Genomic DNA, 19,907 nt, shown 5'->3' with positions numbered 1-19,907 from the left:
ATGCCAGAGGGTTTCGTCCGCAACTTTGATGAGATTTCGGACCGTCTGGACCAGATCATCGCTACCGTTCGCTCCAAGGATACGTCCTTGGAGCGTTCACTCGATCTGTTTGACGAGGCGATTGAGCTGGGCTCCCGCGCGGTCGATATGGTCGACAAGTTTGAGCTGACGCCTCGTGAGGCCGATAAGCTCGAGTAGGAATACGATGAGGATGCGGCAAACGAATCCCAGGATAGCTAGGCCGCATCTCCGGATACGAATGGTTGATGGCATTCATGAAACGCGTGCGTCTCGATGACGAACTGATTTCACAGGGCATCTGCGCCGATCGCGCGGATGCCCTTCGCACTCTTATGGCCGGCTTGGTCTCGAGTGGCGGCGAGCGCTTGACTTCGCCGGGCCTTAAGGTGACCCCGGGCCTGCCGCTGCACGTGAAGGGGCGCATTCCCTATGTTGGCCGCGGCGGGCTTAAGCTCGAAGGCGCGCTCGATGCATTTGGCATCAATCCGACGGGCCTTGCCTGTCTGGATGTGGGCTGCTCTACCGGCGGCTTTACCGATTGCCTGCTCAAGCGCGGAGCTGCGACCGTTGTCTCGGTGGACGTGGGCCGTGCCCAGTTTGATTGGTCGCTGCGTCAGGACGATCGCGTGACGCTGCATGAGCGCACAAACGTGACGCAGCTGCCTGAGCTTGGCTATGCCGGCGCCATCGACCTGACTGTGTGTGATGTCTCGTTTACCAGCATCGCGAATATCATCGACGCCGTGCTGGCGTGCCTGAAGCCTTCGGGTTCGTTCTGCACGCTCGTAAAGCCCCAGTTTGAGGCGCCGGCTGCGCTGGTGGGCGAGGGCGGTATCGTGACCGACCCCGCCGTCCGCCGCGATACGCTCGTGGCGGCGATTGAGCTTTTTGCCGCCAAGGGCTTGTTCCCGCTTGACGTGTGCGTGTCGCCCATCCATGGCGCTAAGGGCAACGTTGAGTTTTTCTTGTACGGCACAAGGTTTGTCCCCGGGGAGCGCGCCGACGATGAGCTGCAATCCCAGGTATCGGCTTTGAGCGAGAAAGCTGCAACGCTATGAAGGTCTTTCTGGTTCCCAATTACTACAAGCAAGAGGCGGTCGAGAGCGGCCTGATGCTCGAGCTTTGGCTTTCGCGCCAAGGCTACGAGGTCGCATGGGCGGCCGATCAGCGATCGAAGATTCAAAGCACGCCTGATATTGACGGCTCAGATCTGGTCATTACACTCGGCGGCGACGGTACGTTGCTGCGCGCTGCCCGCATCCTCAACCATCGCGAGATTCCTATCCTTGGTCTTTCCTATGGTCACCTGGGCTTTTTAACTGCTGCGAGCCCCGAGGAGCGCGACATTCTGCAGGTCGTGAGCGATGCTCTGTCCGGCGAGCTCCACGTGAGCCGCCGCGCCACCATCGCCGCGGATATCGTGTCCGTGCGCGAAGACGGCACGAAGGATGTCGTGCGCACGTTTGCCCTCAACGATATGGCACTTACGCGCGGCCCCCTGTCCGATATGGTTGAGTTTGACATCACGGTGTCCGGCCATCATATTGACCGCCTGCGCGGCGATGGTGTGGTCGTATCGACGGCGACCGGCTCCACCGGCTACGCGCTTTCCGCCGGCGGTCCCATTGTCAGCCCCGATTACACGGGTATGGTCTGTGTGCCCATCGCCCCGCATACCATTCAGGCTCGCGCTTTTTTGACCTCGCCGAGTGATGTAGTCGAGATCTTTATGTCCGATGATCGCCCGAGTGTGCCGGCCATTGCCATCGACGGACAGTTTATTACCTGCGATGGCACGGTCGAGAGCGTGGCCGTGCGCCGTGGTCCCGGCGACGTGCTGCTGCTCGATTACGGTCCCGAGAGCTTCTATAACTCGGTGAGCCGCGTGTTCTATGGAGTGCGCCATGATCGATGAGCTGCAGGTTTCCAACATCGCGCTCATTCGCGAGGCGACGTTGGTTCCGAGTGCGGGCCTAACGGTTTTGACCGGCGAGACCGGCGCCGGCAAGACCGCGCTGCTCTCGGCCCTCAAGCTTATTTTGGGCGAGCGCGCGGATTCGTCGACGGTGCGCGAGGGCGAGGCGCTGGCGAGCGTCGAGGCGCGCCTGTTCGACGGTCCGCACGACACGGAGGGGTTCACCGTACAGCGTAGCCTTTCTGCCGAGGGCCGCAGCCGCGTGAAGATTGACGGCCGCATCGCTAGCGTGCGCGAGCTTTCCGAGCGCGTCGGCGTGATGATGGATCTGTGCGGCCAGCATGAACACCAGCGTCTGCTCGATCCGGCGCATCATGTTGCCATGGTTGATGCCTGGGCTGGTCGCTCTGCGCTCGAGGCGCTCGACCGTTACCGTGCCTGCTTCAAGGCGTCGCGTGCGGCTGCCAAGGAGGTCCGTCGCGTGGAGGAAGCCTCACGCGCGCAGGGGAGCCGTGTCGAGGAGGCTCGCTTTGCCCTCGAGCGCATCGGCGAGGTCGACCCCAAGCCGGGCGAGTATGAGGAACTCGAGGAACTGCTGCCGCGCTCCGAACATGCCGAGGTACTGGTTGCCACAGCTAACGATGCCCATGCATCGCTTGCCGCCGAAGGTGGAGCGCTCGATGCCGTGAACAGCGCCGTGGCAGAGCTTTCCCGTATGGCTACCGTCGATCGCAAACTGGGCGACATTGCCGATGCGCTTTCGGATGCCTGCATCTCCCTTGAGGATAGCGCGAACGAGCTTCGTGCCTATCGCGATGGCGTCGCCTTCAACCCGCGCGAGCTCGCTCGCATGCGTGAGCGGTATTCCGACCTCAAGGGCCTGTTGCGTCAGTGGGGTCCCACGATGGACGATGTTTTTGCCATGCGCGATCGCTCGCGGGAGTTGTTATCGCTGGTGGACGATGGTGACGAGCAGATTAGGAAGGCACGCGAGGCACTTGGCGCGGCGGAGCGCGAACTGTTCGCTGCTGCCAAGGCGCTTAAGCGCGCACGCAATACGGCGGCCCCGCGCTTCTGCCACGAGGTTGGTCGTCAGATGGCACGCTTGGAGATGGGCGGCGCCGAGCTCGTTTGGGAGTCGCGTGATCTTCCGCGCGCCGAGTGGACGCCGGCGGGTCCTTCGAGCTATGAGCTTTTGTATCGCAGCGGTGCCGGCTTGACGCCGCGTCCCCTGCGTCGAATTGCGTCGGGCGGCGAGCTCAGCCGCGTCATGCTGGCAAGCAAGGTTGTCCTCGGTAACGCGGACGGTGTTGATACACTGGTGTTTGACGAGGTCGATGCTGGTGTCGGTGGCTCCACGGCGCGTGCACTCGCGGGCGTGCTGGCAGATCTCGCCGCTACGCATCAGGTGATTGTCGTAACCCACTTGGCGCAAGTCGCCGTCATGGCTGACAAGCATTATGTCGTCAGCAAGGAACCGGGCGATGTTCCCCAGACGCATTTGGACGAGGTAACTGGCGAAGCGCGTACCGCCGAGATCGCCCGCATGCTCAGCGGCGATCAGTCCGAGGCAAGCCTGGCGCACGCCAGGCAGATGCTTGCGGAGGCGCGTGCCTAGGCCGAGCCGCCACATGCATGTCCAACCCGGCCGCCACGAAACGGGTCCATCTACTACGTTTGGTAGGGCATCGGCGACCATATCAAGAATTGAAAAAAGAAAACCGCAGGTAGAACGCCTGCGGTTTTCTCGATTTTGGGTGTATGGTTGGCGCCTGCGGTTAAAACGTAGTAGATGGGCGTGTTTCGTGACGAGAGGCGTCTATCGGCTCCCCAATTTACCTACTCAACGACCTTATCCGGCTGGATGAGCTCCTCGTAGTAGCTGATATGTTCGCGAGCGTCTTCAATCTCGGGCAGCAGGAAGTTGTAGATAACTTCGATGATCATCGTGGCGCTGATCTTGGAGAACGCAAAGTCACCCGTCGTCAGCAGCGCCTCGTGGTTGACGGTATTAAAAGTGTAGTCTGCCAGGCGCGCGAGTGGAGACTTGCTGTCGCTGCTGATGACGACTACGGTGGCACCGCAGTCGCGAGCCGCTTTTGCCATGCGATTCAGTCGGCGCGACTTGCCGGAGTTTGAGATGAGCACGATGACGTCACCCGGGCGCAACGTGAGCGCAAAGCCGATTGATGTCTCGCTAATGGTGCTCGCCATGCAGCGCAGGCCCAGCTGCGAAAACTTAAACGTCGCATCGAGCGCGACCGCGTTCGTATTGCCCACAGCCGCAAACTCAATAACCCCTGCATGCTTAAGGGCATGCACAACAGCCGCCAACGTATCGTGGTCGATCCCGTCGATGGTCGCATTAAGCTCGCTCACCTTGGCAGCCAGGATGTTCTTAAGGCTCTGCTCCATATTGTCGAGCGAGACTTCGTCAGTCAGGCCCTCGTTGCGCTGGCTTTCCAAATCCCTCGCCAACGAAAACTGAAAGCTGCGGAAGCTACCAAAGCCAAGTTTGCGGCAGAAGCGCGAAACGGTCGCCTCGGACGTGGCGGCGGCGCGTGAGAGCTGAGCCGCCGTGAGGCGTGGCGCCTCGGACTGGTGCTCCAATATATAGTCGACAATGCGCTGCTCGGACTCGCTGTATCCCTGATGGGTACTAATGAGGGAAAGTGCGCTCTTGCTACTATCGGTCATGGATGGCTCCTGGTTGGCATGAAAATCGGAATCGTTTTGTAATGTCATAGTATAGGGGGATTTTCAATAACAAGATACACCTTGCCGTTTCAAGTGTTGATGGTAAACTTTCACCTACCGTTTACGGTTATGAAAGAACCTTTCACCGGAGAATTGCACCTTGTCTCTTCTCACGCGGACGGTAGGTTGGTATCTTTCAGTTGTGGAAAAGCGCGCAAGGACGCGCGTGTAGGGGAGCGCCTGCGGGCGCAAAACTTTAAAAGGAGGGACACATGGCTAAGTTTGACATCATAGCCGCCACCGGTTGCCCGACCGGCATTGCGCACACCTTCATGGCTAAGGAGGCGCTGGAGAAGGCAGCTGCCGAGCGCGGTCTGACCATTAAGGTCGAGACTCATGGCCAGGTCGGTGTCGAGAACGAGCTCACCAAGAGTGAGATCGCTGGTGCCAAGGCCGTCGTCGTCGCAGCCGACAAGGATGTCCAGGCTGAGCGTTTCGCCGGTAAGCCCATGGTTTCCGTTGGTGTTTCCAAGGCCCTGTCCGTTGAGGCCGCCGGTAAGCTGATTGACCGCGCGCTCGCCGCCAAGGGCGACAACACGGTTGCAGCCGCTGCCGATGTCGAGGACGAGGTCGAGGAGAAGGAGTCCATCGGTCACGTCATCTACAAGCACCTCATGAACGGCGTCAGCCACATGCTGGTCTTCGTCGTCGCCGGTGGTGTTCTGACCGCCGTCTCGTTCCTGTGGGGCATCACATCCTTCGATTCGACGGCTGCTGACTACAACAGCTTCGCCGCCATGCTCAAGATCATCGGCGGCATCGCCATGAACCTCATGGTTCCGGTGCTTTCCGCCTACATCGCCGAGTCCATCGGTAAGCGCCCGGCGCTCGTCCCTGGTTTTGTTGCCGGTATGATCGCCATTCAGGGCCTGCCTGTTAACGCCGAGACCGGCATGATCGACGCCGGTGGCGCCGGCGTGGGCTTCGGCTTCCTGGGCGGCATCGTCGGCGGCTTCCTCGCTGGCTATGTCATCCTGCTGCTCGAGAAGGTCTTTGCCGGTCTGCCCAAGAACCTGGACGGCCTCAAGGCTATCTTCCTGTACCCGCTGTTCTCGACCGCCATCGTCGGTCTGGTCATGCTCGGCATCTCCGGCCCCATGGCTGCCATCAACACCGCCATGATGGACTTCCTCAAGGGCCTGTCCGCCTCTGGCGCCGTTGTCCTGGGTCTTGCCATCGGCTGCATGTGCGCCTTTGACATGGGTGGCCCGGTCAACAAGGCTGCTTACGTTACCGGTACCGCCATGCTCACCGAGGCACTGGCTGCCGGCGTTGGCACCGATACCTACAATTTCGGCACCAACTTCATGGCTGCCGTCTCCGCAGCTTGCATCGTTCCACCGCTGATCACCACCTTCGCCGTCGTTGTCGGCAAGAAGTACTTCAGCCAGGAGGATCACGACGCCGGTATCGTCAACCTCATTCTTGGTTGCACCCACATCACCGAGGGCGCCATTCCGTTCATGACCAAGAACATCTGGCCGGTCATGCCCATCATGATGCTCGGTTCCTCTATCGCTTCGATCCTGACCATTATGTTCAACGTTCACGATCCGGCGCCTCACGGTGGCTTCCTGGTCCTGCCCGTTGTCGAGAACGGTCCGCTTTGGGTCCTCGCGATCCTCATCGGTGCTGTTGTCGGTGGCATCCTGTTCGTGGCCTTCAAGAAGTACGACTTCGAGAAGAATCAGAAGGCCGCTCCTGTAGCCAAGCCGGTTGAGGCTTCCAAGGCCGCTGCCGTCGAGGCTCCCAAGGCCGAGGCTGCCGACTTCGTGAAGGTCGAGAACGTCTTTGTCGCCGAGGACTTCGCTTCTCGTGACGAGGTCCTGAGCTTCGTCTCCAACCAGGCCGTTAAGGCCGGTTTTGCGAGCGACGCCGACGCCGTGATGAACGCCTTCCTGGCCCGCGAGGCCGAGGGCACCACGGGCATGATGGAAGGCTTCGCCATTCCGCATGCCAAGTCCGATGCCATTACCGAGGCCGCCGTCATCGTCGTCAAGGACGAGTCCGGCGTGACCGGTTGGGACACCATGGACGGCGCTCCTGTCAACGTGGCCATCGCTCTGCTCATCCCTGGTGCACAGGCTGGCACCACGCACCTCAAGATCCTGTCCAAGGTTGCCGAGGCGCTCATGGACGAGGACTTCCGAGGCACCGTCAAGGGTTCCACCGACGCCGCCGAGATCGCCAAGACGATCAACGCCCGCCTGGTCTAATCCCACAGTACGCGAATAACATCGCCCCCCTTTATATAAGGCGGAGTCCCTCCCCAGGGCCTCCGCCTTTTTCATCCCCCTTCTTCTAACTTGCGGTGAAATAAGGGCTGTTTAAACGTTTCAACCACAAAATCAGTCCATATTTCACCGCAAGTTAGAAGAAGGGGATAGCGCGGCTTGTCTATTAGATCGTCCGTGCGGACAAAAATTCAGCCAAAATTCCTTTCGCACGATATTGCTCTGGACCATCCGAGTTTCCGCAACTCGCCTGCCGGGCGGGGCGGTTAAGTTTGTCGTGAGTTCCGTACGCAAAGGAAAGCACTTAATGTGCTTTCCGTCTTGCGCAGGACTGTAGAGCAGCAAACTTAACCGCCCCGCCCGGCAGGCGAGCGGACAGCGAACGACATCTGTCCAACAATTCGTGCGAAACACAATGAAAAACCGTTTGATGTGAGTTAATATAAACAACGTCGTGAATCTGACTCCTGCCACATGCATGACAGGGGTTAAACACAAAAAAGGAGTCAATTATGGTTTCTGAGAAGGCTACCCTCGTTAATCCTCAGGGTCTGCACATGCGTCCGGCTGGCCTCTTCGCCTCCACCATGGGCAAGTACGCCTGCGACGTGACGGTCGTCACCCCTGAGAAGGAGGTCAACGGTAAGTCCCCGATGGCCCTCATGGCTGCTGGTATCCCCTGCGGTACCGAGGTCGAGGTTAAGTGCGACGGCGCTGACGAGGCCGAGGCTCTGGCTGCTGCCATCGAGCTCATCAAGAGCGGTCTTGGCGAGTAGAACTCAAACGGGTCGCATGTTGAACAACTAAGTTCATATTTGGGGGCGCAGTGACCTGTTGCAAGGTAGCTGCGCTCTTTTGTCATGGATATGGCAAAACGCTTTATCACATGACACGGAGAGAGGAATGGGAAATGTATCAGGGAGTCAACGCTTCCGAGGGCATCGGAATCGGCACCGTCATGGTCGCCACCGATCCTGACTTGACGTTTGAGCCGCACGAGGTTGCCGATTCGGCAGCCGAGAAGGAGCGCTACCAGAACGCTCTTTCGGTGTTCTGCGAGAAGACTCAGGCTCAGGCCGACCACATGAAGGAGACGGTGGGTGAGGCCGAGGCCGAGATCATGAGCGGACATATCGTCCTGGCTCAGGATCCGGGCATGACCGACGCCATCAACGCCGCCATTGATGCCGGCACCTGTGCCGAGCAGGCGCTCATGGACACCTCGACCATGTTCGAGAACATGTTCCTGTCCATGGATGACGAGATGTTCCGCCTGCGCGCGGCCGATATCGCCGACATCCGCACCGGCATTCTGGCCGAGCTGCTGGGCGTGGAGGTCGTGGACCTCTCCGTCCTGCCCGAGAACACCGTCGTTGTCGTGCACGACCTCACGCCGTCCATGACCGCTACGATCGATAAGGCTCACGTTGCCGGTATCGTTACCGAGACCGGTGGCCGTACGTCGCACTCCGCGATCATCGCCCGCGCCCTCGAGATCCCGGCTGTTCTTTCGGTTGCCAACAGCTGCACCGCGCTGCGTAACGGCATGACCGTCGTCGTCGATGGTGGCAAGGGCATCGTCGAGGCCGATCCCGATGCGGAGACGCTCGCCGCCTACACCGCTAAGGCCGAGGCCTTCGCTGCCGAGAAGGCGGCCCTCGAGGCCTTCCGCGGCAAGCCGTCCGTGACTGCCGACGGCATCAAGAAGATCATCGCCTGCAACATCGGCAATCCCGACGATGTGCCCAACGCGCTCGATCACGATGCCGAGGCCATCGGCCTGTTCCGCTCCGAGTTCCTGTTCATGGACTCTGCCGAGCTTCCTTCCGAGGAGGAGCAGTTCAACGCCTACCGCAAGGTCGCCAGCGCGCTCAAGGGCGCTCCGGTCATCATCCGTACTCTCGACGTGGGTGGCGACAAGGAGATCCCGTACCTGCACATGGTCAAGGAAGAGAACCCCTTCATGGGCTTCCGTGCCGTGCGCTACTGCCTGGCCAACCCCGATCAGTACAAGGTCCAGCTCCGCGCCCTGCTGCGCGCCAGCGCCTTTGGTGACGTCAAGATCATGATTCCGCTCGTCACGTGCGTCGAGGAGGTCGTGGCCGTCAAGGAGCTCGTCGAGGAGTGCAAGACCGAGCTGACCAATGAGGGCCGCAAGTTTAACGAGAACATCGAGGTCGGCATCATGGTCGAGACGCCTGCCGCCTCGCTGCTCGCTGACCGCCTGGCCGAGGTCGCCGACTTCTTCTCGATCGGCACCAACGACCTGATCGGCTACACCATGTGCGCCGACCGTGGCAACGACACCATCTCCAACCTGTACCAGGTGTACTATCCCGCCGTGCTTCGCTCGCTCAAGAACATCATCGAGAGCGGCGTGAAGGCCGGCATCATGGTCGGTATGTGCGGCGAGGCCGCTGCCGATCCGCTGCTCGAGCCGCTGCTGATCAGCTGGGGCCTGGAGGAGTTCTCGATGAGCGCTCCGTCGATCCTGCGCGCCCGCAAGACCATCAGCCAGTGGACCAAGGCCGAGTGCGACGAGCTTGCCGAGAAGGCACTCGCCTGCAACACTGCCGAAGAGGTCAAGGCGCTGCTTGAGGCTGCCGCTCGCTAATTTGGTATCAGAGGTCACCGCGTGGTTGGAATGGGCCGACCACGCGGCCCTCACATATACAGGGGGTACTGTAAATGTTCTATACGCTAACCGCTAACCCGGCTGTCGACATGACGGTTTCGAGCTCTCCGCTCGAGCCCGACGAGAACGTCCGCACCGGCTCGGCCAGCTACACGGCCAACGGCAAGGGCCTCGACGTGTCCTTCGCCTTTAAGAAGATGGGCGTCGACACCGTCGCGCTCGGTTTCTTCGCTGGCTTCACCGGCAAGTTTATCGTCGAGGAGGTCATGAACCTGGGTTGCCTGTGCCGCCCGGTCTGGACCGACGGTATCACGCGCATCAACACCTACGTCAACGATGGCCAGCACGAGTACGGCATCCTGAACCCCGGCGCTCCGATTACGCCGCAGCACCAGGAGGAGCTCTACAACATCCTGGACACCGCTGGTGATCTTGAGTGCCTGATCGTCTCCGGCTCCGTGCCTCCCAAAGCTACGCCCGACTTCCTGGCTCAGGTCATGGAGCACGCTCAGGCCCGTGGCGCCGACGTCGTCCTGGACCTGTCTTCCGACAAGCTCAAGGAGCTCGCTCACAAGAAACCGCTGCTTATCAAGCCGAACCATCACGAGATGCAGGCCATCTTCGGCGTGCCGGTCGACACCGACGACGAGGTCCGCGTTGCCATGAAGCTCGCCCACGAGGCTGGCGTCCAGAACGTGCTGCTCACCCGTGGTAGCCGCGGCGATGCCTACTTCTCCAACGGCGAGGACATCTGGTATGCCAAGCGTGAGTTCAACATCAAGCTGGTCTCTTCCGTTTGCGCCGGCGACTGCACCCTCGCTGCGTTCCTGCACAAGTGGTACAGGGATCGCGACAACGTCGAGGAGGCCATGAAGCTCGCTATGGCCACCGGCGCCAACGTTGCCGAGTCCGTCGGCATCGGTGACTTCGGTCATGTCGATGAGTACAGCAAGCGCGTTGCTGTCCGCAAACTCGATCGCGAGTAAGCGAAACGCGACACATTCGTGTGTATATGGCGTCCTGGTTTTTGCCGGGGCGCCATTTTTTGTACTATGCGAGTGGGTGGCGGGGCGAACATATCAGCGGCGATTCTCCCGCCTTTCTGTCGCCCTGCACGCGTTCTACACCGTTCGCCGAGTTGCTATGGTCTTTTCCTTAGGCGTGGAATATACTTTCATCAACACGTTACCTTGTGAAAGGAACATTCATGATTTACACGCTCACTGCAAATCCCGCTATTGACTACAACATCGCCTGCGACGGTCTTTCCGCCAACACCGTCACCCGCACGCGCGACGCGGTCTATACGCCCAACGGCAAGGGCCTCAACGTCTCGTTCACGCTCAATCACTACGGTGTCGACACGACGATCTTGGGCTTTTTCGCCGGCTTCTCGGGCGAATTTATCGTCAAGGGCGCCGAGGCCCTGGGCGTGCCTGTCAAGCCCGTTTGGACCGACGGCATCACGCGCGTCAACGTCTTCCTCAACGCTGGTCCCGATACCGAGTACAACATGGTCAACGCAGGTGCCGCCATCAATGCGGCCAACGAGCAGGAGATGTTTGATCTCATCGATTCGCTCGACGATATGACCTGCCTGGTCATTAGCGGCTCGCTGCCTCCCAACACTTCCGAGGGTTTCCTGGCCGAGGTTCTACGCCGTGTTAAGGCCAAGGGCGCCGAGTTCGTGCTCGACATCTCGAGCCATCAGCTGGCCGACCTCATTGCCATGGAGCCGTTGCTCATCAAGCCCAACGACGACGAGCTGCTCGACATCTTTGGCATTAAGGTGAGCGGCGGCGATGATGAGTCCGTTAAGGGCGCCATGGCCGAGCTGCACGCCAAGGGCGCCAAGAACGTGCTGCTGACCCTCGGCGGTGCCGGTGCGTACTTCTCCAATGGCGAGCACATCTGGTTTGCCAAACGCACCTTTGACGTCAAGCTGCTGTCGACGGTGTGCGCGGGCGATTCCTCGCTGGCCGCCTTCCTGTCCGTGTGGCACGACGCCCCCGAGCGCGTCGAGGACGCCCTGCGCCTCTCGATGGCCACCGGCGCCAACGTGGTCGAGTGCCCGGGTCTGGGCGATTTTGCTAAGGTCGATGAGTATCAGAAGGGCATCGCCATCCGTCAGGTCTGCTAACGCAGCGCACGGACCTTGCATCTTTGCTTTGTAGAGCACCCGTCTCGGATTGCCGAGGCGGGTGCTTTTTCATGTTTGTAGTCGATGCCTTGGGATCCAATCGTGCTTGAAGCGCGTTCGCGTGTGCGCCCGCTCTCATTTCTTGCTAGACTTCATGGAAACCATCAATCGATATGCCCGCAATTGCAGGAGGCCACAGGAATGTGCAATGTTTCGCTCAACGCTACGCAGCCGTCAGCCGCCTCTCTGTGCGTGTTGCGAGCCCTCGAGGATGCCGGTCTTGAGGCCTGGTACGTGGGCGGTTGGGTACGTGACGCCCTGATGGGACGTCCCAGCCACGATGTCGACATGTGCTGTAGCGGCCTGTGGCAGGAGTCCAAGGCGGCACTCGAGGCCGCCGGTATTGCCGTAGTTGAGTCGGGCATTAAATTTGGCGGCATTACGGCTATTTGCGATGGCGAGCGCATTGAGGTCACCACCTATCGCCTGGACGGCTTCTATACCGACGGTCGTCATCCTCAGAGTGTGGAGCGCGCCGCTTCGCTTGAGGACGATCTGGCGCGCCGCGACTTTACCGTCAATGCCATGGCGTGGCATCCCGAGCGCGGCCTTGTCGACCGCTACGATGGCCAGGGCGACCTAGACCGCAAGCTGATTCGCGCCGTCGGTGATCCTAAGCGCCGCTTTAACGAGGATGCCCTGCGCATGTTGCGCGCGGTGCGCTTTGCCTGCCGCCTAGACTTTGTGATTGAGCCCGAGACCAAGTGTGCCCTTGCCGAGTGCGCGCCGCTGCTCGATGCCGTGGCGCGCGAGCGCGTGGGCATTGAGCTCGAGGGTATCCTTTCGACCGGCCATGGGGGAGACGCGATGCTGCGCTACCCCGAGCTTGTTTGCGCCGCCGTGCCCGAGCTCGCGTCCGCTCGCGGGTTTGATCAACGCAGCGTCTATCATGCGTTTAACGTCTACGAGCATATCGCCCGCGTGCTGACGGTGGCAGGGGAGCTGGCGCTGTGCGACGGCGTCGCGCCCTCGTCGAGCCTTATGTGGGCGGCGTTTTTGCACGACGTTTCCAAACCCGAGTGCTTTACGGTCGATCACGACGGCAGCGGCCACTTCTACGGTCATCCCGAGCTCGGCGTCAAGAAGGCGCGTGTCATCATGGATCGCCTGGCGCTCTCGCACGATTTGGTGCGCGATGTGTGCTTGCTGATCAAATACCATGACAAGCCGCTGCGCCCCGAGCGCTCCTGCCTGCTCAATATGATGCGCGCGCTTTCGGGCGAGGGTGTCGATACGCCGCGTCTGATGGACGAGCTCATGGACCTTAAGCGTGCCGACACGCTCGGCAAGGCGCCCTCGTGCTTCTATTACGTCGAGACGATCGAGGAGATGCGTACGCTCGCCCACGATCTGCTGCAGGCGGGGGAGCCCTATACACTCAAGATGCTTGCCATCAATGGTGGCGACCTGATCCGCGCCGGCGTCAAGCCGGGGCCGGAGCTGGGACAGCTTCTCAACGCCGCCCTCGACGCCGTGATCGAGGACAACATCCCCAACAACCGCGAAGCCCTCCTGACTCATCTCCACCTAGGGTAGCTAAAATAGCCCCGTCCCAAATTAGCTACCTTGTTGACCTGCGCGTTCCATAACCTCGCGACAAAATTTCGGCAATTTGGAATTTCTTCTTGCGCTTGCGTTTTTTGTCCCGTAATATATTTCCTCGCAGCACGGCAGTGCAGATGTCATGTGGCCCGTTCGTCTAGCGGTTTAGGACGCCGCCCTCTCAAGGCGGAGATCACCAGTTCGAATCTGGTACGGGCTACCACGCATCTGATACCCGGACTTCCTATGGAAGCCCGGGTTTTTATTTTCAAACAACCGTCTGCAATTCCCGTTTGAACCAGAGCTTTGCGTTCTGCCTATGGCCCTTACGGGTACAATATCCAAGATATTTTGACTGTTAGAAGGAGTCTCATGACGGAGTCCTCTCAGCATACGTCTAAGCCCCAGGTCGAGGTTGAGGCCTCGGGCGGCGATGACAATAAGAGCGCACGCCGCGGCGCAATCTTTATCGGCGTTGCGCTGGTGGGTTATATCGTCTATCTGGTGGTAACCGGGCAGATGGGGCAGTTCTGGGCTGCTATGTCGAGCGTCCAGGCGCCCTGGCTCCTCGCTGCATGCTTCTGCATGTTTCTATACCTCTTTTTTGGTATCGTGGCGTACGCGATTGCCGTTTGGCTCGACCCCAATTCGCCCGTCGGTATCCGCGACCTCATTTCGGTCGAGGCGAGTGGCATCTTCTTTGGTAATCTGACACCCATGATGATGGGCTCTACGCCTGCCCAGATCTACCGCCTGACCAAAGCGGGCCAAAATGTCGGCGAGGCCGGCGCCACGCAGTTCACGCGTTTTATCGTGTATCAGTTTGGCCTTGTTGCCTGGGGCGCTATCCTATTGCTTGCTCGCATGCCGTTTTTTGCCGAGCGCTATGGCGACATGACGCTGCTGTGCGTCTTTAGTTTTGGCGGCCACTGCTGCATCTTGCTTGGTATCTTCGCCGTCGCGCTCATGCCTAAGACCGTCACGCGCGTCGCCCATTGCATCATCAATTGGCTCGAGCGCATAGGTGTCTCGGCCACTAAGATCGAGGGATGGCGCACGTTTGTCGACGGCGAGATCTACTCCTTCTCCGAGAAGTTCAAGCTTTCGGCCGGACATTTTTCTTCCATGCTGCTCACCGTGTTTATCACCATGCTGCAGCTCGCGTTTTTCTATCTGGTTCCATATTTCCTGATGCTTGCTTTTGGCCACCACGAGGTCGACTTTTTTTCGGTCATGGCCGCGAGCGCCTTTGTCCAGCTGCTGAGCTCTGCGGTTCCCTTGCCCGGTGGAACTGGTGGCGCTGAGGGCGGCTTTGCATTGTTCTTGGGTCATTTCTTTGGGTCGGCTTCGACCGCCGGCTATCTGCTGTGGCGCCTCATTACATTTATTGCGCCGACCATTTTGGCTGCGCCCCTGCTGGGCCTTAAGAGCGCCCACAACGAGAGCATCCATGCGCGCTGGGATCGCGTGATGCGCAAGCTCGGCCGCGAGCCTCAGACGCCCTCTGCGCCCACTAAGCCGCACCCCACGAATGCTGTTACCGTTGATCCCAGGAAGCACGCTCAGAAGGCTTCTGGGACCGCTAAGCCGGCTCATAAAGCCTATGTGCGCCAGACGGGCGACGGTATCCGCGTATCTCCGTCGGCGCTCAATAAGAAGAAGCACCCTAAGTCGCGGTAGGGCAGTCGTGCGTTCTTCATGATGCGGGGCATATTTGAGCTGTATGGGGGATAATCCTCTTACGTAGATTATCTCTCATCTGTTGATGAATGCTCGCATATCGAAGGGACACACCCATGGCCACCAGTAAACCGCGTATTGATCGCCGTATCGTTCGCAGCCGCAATGCCATCCTTTCCGCTTTTGAGCGCTTGCTCATGGAAAAGCCGCTGGCAGACATTACGGTGAGTGCCATCGCGCGCGAGGCCAATGTCGACCGTAAAACCTTCTACGTGCACTTTGGTACGGTTGATGGCTTGCTCGATGCCATTGCCGTCGATGTGGTGGAGATGATTGTCGACTCGGTCGAGAAAACGCTTGCTTCCATGGACGGTGACACCAACGAGCGCGCCCTGGGCGCGGCGGCGACCTTCTTTAAAACCGTTAACGAGGCGCTGTGCAACAACCTGGTGCTCAATCGTCAGCTGATCGAGAACATTCCGCTCGATGATTTTATGGCTCGTCTTCGTGCGCCGCTCGAGCACGAGATTGCCGAGCGCGATCTGCTGCCCCACGGTCTCAAGGACGAGATGTTCGACTACTATCTGGCGTTTTTGCTGTCGGGTATTATCGGAATCTATCGCACATGGGCGCTGTCTGACGACTCGGTTCCTATCGAGCGCGTCTCGGAGGTCGCCAACGACCTGACTCTCAATGGCCTGTCGAGTCTGGAATCTCGCTTGGATTAGGCGCAGGCTCGAGTTCGCGAGGCGCTTGTCGGGGTGCAGCCCGATCGATCAGGCGACGAGCATCCCGCCGAAGCAGTCGACGACCGGGCTCAGGTAGACCTTCTCGCCGCCCGGGAGCCTGAACTCGGTGATGTCGGTGAGCCACAGCAGGTTGGGCTCGTCGGCGTGGAAATTCCTGTTTACGAGGTTCTCCGGCGCCTTGTAGACCTCGCCGGCGTAGGAGCTGTAGCCTGAGGATCATTAAAAGAAAGTCCAGTTTATCCTTCCCACTCCAATTGGGAATCCTCCGATGCGCCTTCGCACGCTCACATGACCTCGATACCATGCGAGCGTGCGAACTCGACGAGCTCTGCGTTGCGGGCGTTTATGGTGCCGAAGGCGGCGGGGCACACAATAAGGCGCGCGCAGTGGACGAGGAGCTCTTTGGCGCGGGCTATGGTTTTATCCCCGATCGGCTCGAAGGCGCGCTCGGCCACGCATTCCGCTGCCAGGTCGCGCGCGAGCTCGCAGTCGATGTCCCCTTCGTGCAGAACGCCCGCGTAGAACGCCTTGCCCTGCCGGACGAGCTGGCGAAACACAGCCGACCCCGTACCTGCGCCGGCGATGACGAACGTGTGCGCATCGCCGTGCGGGCGCCCAATTTCCACGCTGCCGAAGCGCTCGTTGAAGGTGCCATGCTGAAGGCCGTAGAGCTCGCCAATCGTCTCGCGCGTGAATATGTCCTCGGGTGTGCCGGCGCGGAAGACCCGGCCGTCCTTCACGCAAATCACCTTGTCGGCGCTTTTCTGCGCGAGCTCGAGTTCGTGGATGGACATGATGACAGCCACATTCCGCGATTTCGCAAGGTGGCGAAGTATTCGCAGCAGGTCGATCTGGTAGCGGATATCGAGATACGACGTGGGCTCGTCGAGCACGAGCACACGCGGATCCTGCGCGATGGCGCGTGCGAGCATGACGCGCTGGCGTTGCCCGTCGCTTATCTGCATGAAGTCGCGCTCGGCGAGCTCTTCCACATGTGCGGTTTTCATGGCCTCGTCGACCCGACTATTGTCGTCGGGCGAGAGTGTGCCCATTCGCCCGGTGTAGGGATGCCTTCCCGCCTCTACGATATCGCGGCAGGTGAGGAGCTCGGTCCGGGGGCGATCTGTCAGCATAACGGCAAGGTTCCTTGCGAACTCCGCCGTCTTCCATCGGGAAATCTCCCGCCCGTCGAGCTCGACCGCGCCGGCAAGCGGTGCCAGATGGCGTGTGATGGTTTTCAAGATGGTCGACTTGCCCGAGCCGTTCGGCCCGATGAGCGCCACGACGTCGCCCGCGCGAACCTCCAGATCGACGCCTTCGACTACGACCTTCTTGTCGTAGCCCGCCGACAGGTCGCTTATGTGGAAAAGCGGCGCTCCGTCAGCCTGCGTTTCGACCGTAGTTTCGAGGTTCGGCTCCGCTCGGAGGAGGCGTTCCGCGCGCAGTTCCGCACGAGCCGAAAGTGCCTTCTGGCGCTTTCGTGCGAGCTCAGGACTGTCTAAGCATGGAATGTCCCCTCCGAGCGTTTTGGGCCGCGGCACGAATTCCCCCATCTACCTCACCCGCTTCTTCAACATGAGCGCGATAACCACCGGAGCGCCGAAGATGGCGGTGACGGCGCTGATGGAAAGCTCGACGGGAGAGAACAGCGTGCGCGCGATCAAATCGCAGCCCGCGCAGAAGATGGCGCCTCCCAAGAAGCACGCAGGAATCACGCGGATGGGCTTCGACGACTTTAGCGCCGACTTCACGAGATGCGGAACCGCGATGCCTACGAACGACACCGGACCAGCGAACGCGGTCACGCAGGCGGAGAGCATGCTCGCTAGAAGGACGAGCACCACGCGGAAGCGTTCGACGTTCACGCCGACGCTTTTCGCGTAGGCTTCTCCCAGCTGGAAGGCGGAAAGGGGCTTCGATATCGCGAATACGCATGCGCTCACGGTGATCACCACGACCGCGATGACCGCGATGTCGTCCCAGCTCGAACCCGAGAAGCTACCCAAAGACCAGTTGTGCAGGTTCACGATGGACTGGTCGTCGGCGAAGGCGATGAGGAAGTTCGTCGCCGCCGAGCAGATGTATCCCACCATGACGCCCGCCACGATGAGCATGGCCATGGAACTTATGCGCCGTGCGATGAGGAGCACGAAGCCGATGGTGATAAGCGAGCCCAGAAACGCTGCGGCCACCATGGCCGGCGAGGACATGGCCTGGTTCGCGCCTAGAAGTACGATCATCGTAAGCGCGACGACGAACTTTGCGCCCGAGGAGACGCCCAAGATGAACGGGTCGGCGATGGGGTTGTTGAAAAACGTCTGCAGCAGGAACCCGGAAAGCGAAAGTGCCCCGCCGAGAAGCACGGCTGAAAGCACGCGCGGCAGGCGAATCTCCCAGATGACCTGGCTTTCCATGGAATTGGCCGCGCCGCCTGAAAGGATGCCGGGGATGTGGTCTGCGGGCACGAGCACGCTCCCGATGCACAGGTTGGCCCCGACGAGCACGATGAGGGCAACAGCGAGCAGCGCCGTCACGACGCGACACCGCGCGGCGCGCCCCGATTCGTCGTATGCCATGGAAAGCCGGCTTCTCATGGCGCTAACCGAGCTTCCTCAGATAATGGAAGTCGCTCGCGTCATCGCCGGTGAACGCCCCGTGCAGCTCGTCGATAATGTCGGCGGTAGAAGTCATCTGCTGGTACATGTCGGCGCTTGTGACCCAGACGTTGCCGTTCTTCACGGCTTTGAACTGCGACAATAGCGCGTTTTTGCCTACGAAGTCGTTCAAGGTGGCAACCGATTCGTCGATGGTGCCGTTGTAGACGATGATGTCGGCATCCTTCGCCGTCGCGTAGAAGCGCTCCATTTCGAGCGTTACTGACGAACCTGACGTCGACGCCGTCTGCGCGTCATCGAGCGCATAGCTGCCGCCTGCAAGCTCGATCATCTGCGCCACGTAGTCGCCCGCCCGCCGCGTGACGGCGGCCCCGTTCGAGTTAATGTAGAAATACGCCACGGTTTTACCTGACGACGCGAGCCCCAATGTTTGCTCGACGCGGGCCTTCTGCTCGTTGAACAGGTGCGCGGCCTCGTCTTCCTTGTCGAACAGGACGCCGAAAAGCTTAATCCACTCAACGCGCCCGAGTGCTTCGGGCTCGCTCGACGACTGTTCGGTGAGCACGACGAGCCCGAGCTTCTGCAGCTTTTCCTTCACATCGGGCGTGTGGTTGATCATGGTGTTCTCGATGGCGAGCGTACAGCCCGAGGCCGATATTCGCTCGTAGTCGGGCGCGCTGTACTTGCCGCCGTAGGCGATCGCCCCACTTTCGAGTGCGCTTTTGAAGCCCACGACCGAGCAGTCGTCGGCCTTCGTGCCCGACATGATGATATTGTCGTTCGCATCGAGCGCGTCGACTAGGCACATCGTCGCCGACGACACGAGGTACACCTTGTTGGCGGGGCGCCTTATGACCGCGATGTCGGAGCTCAACCCATCAGGTACCTTCGCATCTTGCGGCACCACGAGGAAACGTTCTCCATTCGAAACGCAGATAAGCCGCAGACCGCCTTCGAACTCGTCGACAGTGAAGTGCTCGGCGTATTCAAGCTGAAGCGCCCCCGTCGGCTCCCAGCCACAGCCCAAATCGGCGTTGTGGAAGTCGGCCGCGGCGCTTGAAGCCGTTCCCGCAGGGGAGCCGCCGCTTGCTTCTTCGCCCGATTTCTCCTTCATGGTGGATGAGTCGAAGTGGATCGTGTAGTCGATGGTGTGCGGCGTCGACATGGCGACGGTCTCGGCCGACACGGCGATGTCCTCGTCGAGCGTGACGGGTATCTCGAACGTGGAGTTGCCGCCGTCGTTTACGGGTGCGTAGTCCACGCCGTCGACGGTCATCTTGTCGTAGTTCGAACTCGACCAGGTGATGGTCGCGGTGTAGGTGTCGCCATCCTTCACAATTGTGGTGGGTGAGGCGATGCTTGCGCGCCCTGACCCGCCGGAAAGCGAGACATTCACAGTGTATTCCTGAGAGCCCGCCGTGCCACCGGTCGCGTTCGGGCTCGCACTGCACCCCGCGAAGGGAAGCGCGAGCAGGGCGACGAGAACGCAGGTGATCGCGCGCGCCGCGATGCTGTGGCGCTTCCTGTTTTCCCCCTTGGGGAGAATCAACCGCATGGCG

The 19,907-nt window shown here is 60.4% G+C and carries 15 protein-coding genes, 1 tRNA gene and 2 pseudogenes; 13 read left to right on the top strand and 5 right to left on the bottom strand.

All coding sequences use genetic code 11. The annotated features are described in order from the left end of the window. The 4 genes and pseudogenes from DW645_RS00365 to DW645_RS00350 all read left to right on the top strand — a co-directional run. A pseudogene (locus tag DW645_RS00365) lies at positions 1 to 195 on the top strand (exodeoxyribonuclease VII small subunit); the annotation flags it as partial. A gap of 80 nt (positions 196 to 275) precedes the next feature. Further along, positions 276 to 1,079: a TlyA family RNA methyltransferase gene (locus DW645_RS00360; protein ID WP_117847823.1), complete on the top strand. Its 804-nt coding sequence runs from the start codon at positions 276 to 278 to the stop codon at positions 1,077 to 1,079. Further along, complete coding sequence (locus DW645_RS00355; protein WP_055250448.1) at positions 1,076 to 1,936, top strand: NAD(+)/NADH kinase; 861 nt, start codon at positions 1,076 to 1,078, stop codon at positions 1,934 to 1,936. Before DW645_RS00360 ends, DW645_RS00355 begins: the two co-directional genes overlap by 4 nt. Continuing rightward, positions 1,926 to 3,554 carry a DNA repair protein RecN gene (locus tag DW645_RS00350; protein ID WP_118225836.1) on the top strand — a complete coding sequence of 543 codons (1,629 nt, stop codon included), beginning with the start codon at positions 1,926 to 1,928 and terminating at the stop codon, positions 3,552 to 3,554. Before DW645_RS00355 ends, DW645_RS00350 begins: the two co-directional genes overlap by 11 nt. 221 nt (positions 3,555 to 3,775) lie before the next feature. On the opposite strand, the gene DW645_RS00345 is transcribed toward DW645_RS00350, so the two are convergent. Further along, positions 3,776 to 4,633 (bottom strand): MurR/RpiR family transcriptional regulator, encoded by an 858-nt coding sequence (locus DW645_RS00345; protein WP_117806188.1) that lies wholly within the window; start codon positions 4,631 to 4,633, stop codon positions 3,776 to 3,778. Between the two features lie 272 nt (positions 4,634 to 4,905). Between DW645_RS00345 and DW645_RS00340 the strand changes: the two genes are divergently transcribed. The 9 genes from DW645_RS00340 to DW645_RS00300 all read left to right on the top strand — a co-directional run bounded on the left by DW645_RS00340 (position 4,906) and on the right by DW645_RS00300 (position 15,712). After that, positions 4,906 to 6,909, top strand: a complete 2,004-nt coding sequence (locus DW645_RS00340; protein WP_118225787.1) for a fructose-specific PTS transporter subunit EIIC — start codon at positions 4,906 to 4,908, stop codon at positions 6,907 to 6,909. Between the two features lie 530 nt (positions 6,910 to 7,439). Then, positions 7,440 to 7,703: an HPr family phosphocarrier protein gene (locus DW645_RS00335; protein WP_022094575.1), complete on the top strand. Its 264-nt coding sequence runs from the start codon at positions 7,440 to 7,442 to the stop codon at positions 7,701 to 7,703. A gap of 134 nt (positions 7,704 to 7,837) precedes the next feature. Next, positions 7,838 to 9,541: a phosphoenolpyruvate--protein phosphotransferase gene (ptsP, locus tag DW645_RS00330; RefSeq protein ID WP_118225786.1), complete on the top strand. Its 1,704-nt coding sequence runs from the start codon at positions 7,838 to 7,840 to the stop codon at positions 9,539 to 9,541. Between the two features lie 74 nt (positions 9,542 to 9,615). Then, a complete protein-coding gene (locus DW645_RS00325; RefSeq protein WP_118225785.1) occupies positions 9,616 to 10,548 on the top strand; it encodes a 1-phosphofructokinase family hexose kinase in 933 nt (310 codons plus the stop codon). Between the two features lie 221 nt (positions 10,549 to 10,769). Next, the gene (locus DW645_RS00320) at positions 10,770 to 11,702 is read left to right on the top strand and encodes a 1-phosphofructokinase family hexose kinase (RefSeq protein WP_118225784.1); all 933 of its coding nucleotides are present in this window, start codon (positions 10,770 to 10,772) and stop codon (positions 11,700 to 11,702) included. A gap of 201 nt (positions 11,703 to 11,903) precedes the next feature. Next, on the top strand, positions 11,904 to 13,298 hold the full coding sequence (locus DW645_RS00315; protein ID WP_117583463.1) for a CCA tRNA nucleotidyltransferase: 1,395 nt from the start codon (positions 11,904 to 11,906) through the stop codon (positions 13,296 to 13,298). 152 nt (positions 13,299 to 13,450) lie between these two features. After that, positions 13,451 to 13,527: transfer RNA gene (locus tag DW645_RS00310), tRNA-Glu, on the top strand. Between the two features lie 149 nt (positions 13,528 to 13,676). After that, positions 13,677 to 14,984: a lysylphosphatidylglycerol synthase transmembrane domain-containing protein gene (locus DW645_RS00305; RefSeq protein WP_118225783.1), complete on the top strand. Its 1,308-nt coding sequence runs from the start codon at positions 13,677 to 13,679 to the stop codon at positions 14,982 to 14,984. Between the two features lie 116 nt (positions 14,985 to 15,100). Continuing rightward, positions 15,101 to 15,712: a TetR/AcrR family transcriptional regulator gene (locus DW645_RS00300; protein ID WP_158565433.1), complete on the top strand. Its 612-nt coding sequence runs from the start codon at positions 15,101 to 15,103 to the stop codon at positions 15,710 to 15,712. Between the two features lie 51 nt (positions 15,713 to 15,763). Here DW645_RS00300 and DW645_RS10050 read toward each other — a convergent pair. From DW645_RS10050 to DW645_RS00285, 4 genes and pseudogenes are all read right to left on the bottom strand, one after another. Beyond that, positions 15,764 to 15,940, bottom strand: a pseudogene (locus tag DW645_RS10050) (IS3 family transposase); the annotation flags it as partial. 77 nt (positions 15,941 to 16,017) lie between these two features. Continuing rightward, a complete protein-coding gene (locus DW645_RS00295; protein WP_118225782.1) occupies positions 16,018 to 17,286 on the bottom strand; it encodes an ABC transporter ATP-binding protein in 1,269 nt (422 codons plus the stop codon). Then, a complete protein-coding gene (locus DW645_RS00290; protein ID WP_117637717.1) occupies positions 17,287 to 18,309 on the bottom strand; it encodes an iron ABC transporter permease in 1,023 nt (340 codons plus the stop codon). 22 nt (positions 18,310 to 18,331) lie between these two features. Continuing rightward, the gene (locus DW645_RS00285; RefSeq protein WP_147356614.1) at positions 18,332 to 19,903 is read right to left on the bottom strand and encodes an ABC transporter substrate-binding protein; all 1,572 of its coding nucleotides are present in this window, start codon (positions 19,901 to 19,903) and stop codon (positions 18,332 to 18,334) included. Positions 19,904 to 19,907 lie beyond the last annotated feature (4 nt).

It is taken from the genome of Collinsella sp. AM23-17 (genome assembly GCF_003470945.1).
GTDB lineage: Bacteria > Actinomycetota > Coriobacteriia > Coriobacteriales > Coriobacteriaceae > Collinsella > Collinsella aerofaciens_O.
Note: the sequence above shows the minus strand (reverse complement) of the source record. Positions and strands in the feature narration are given on the sequence as shown.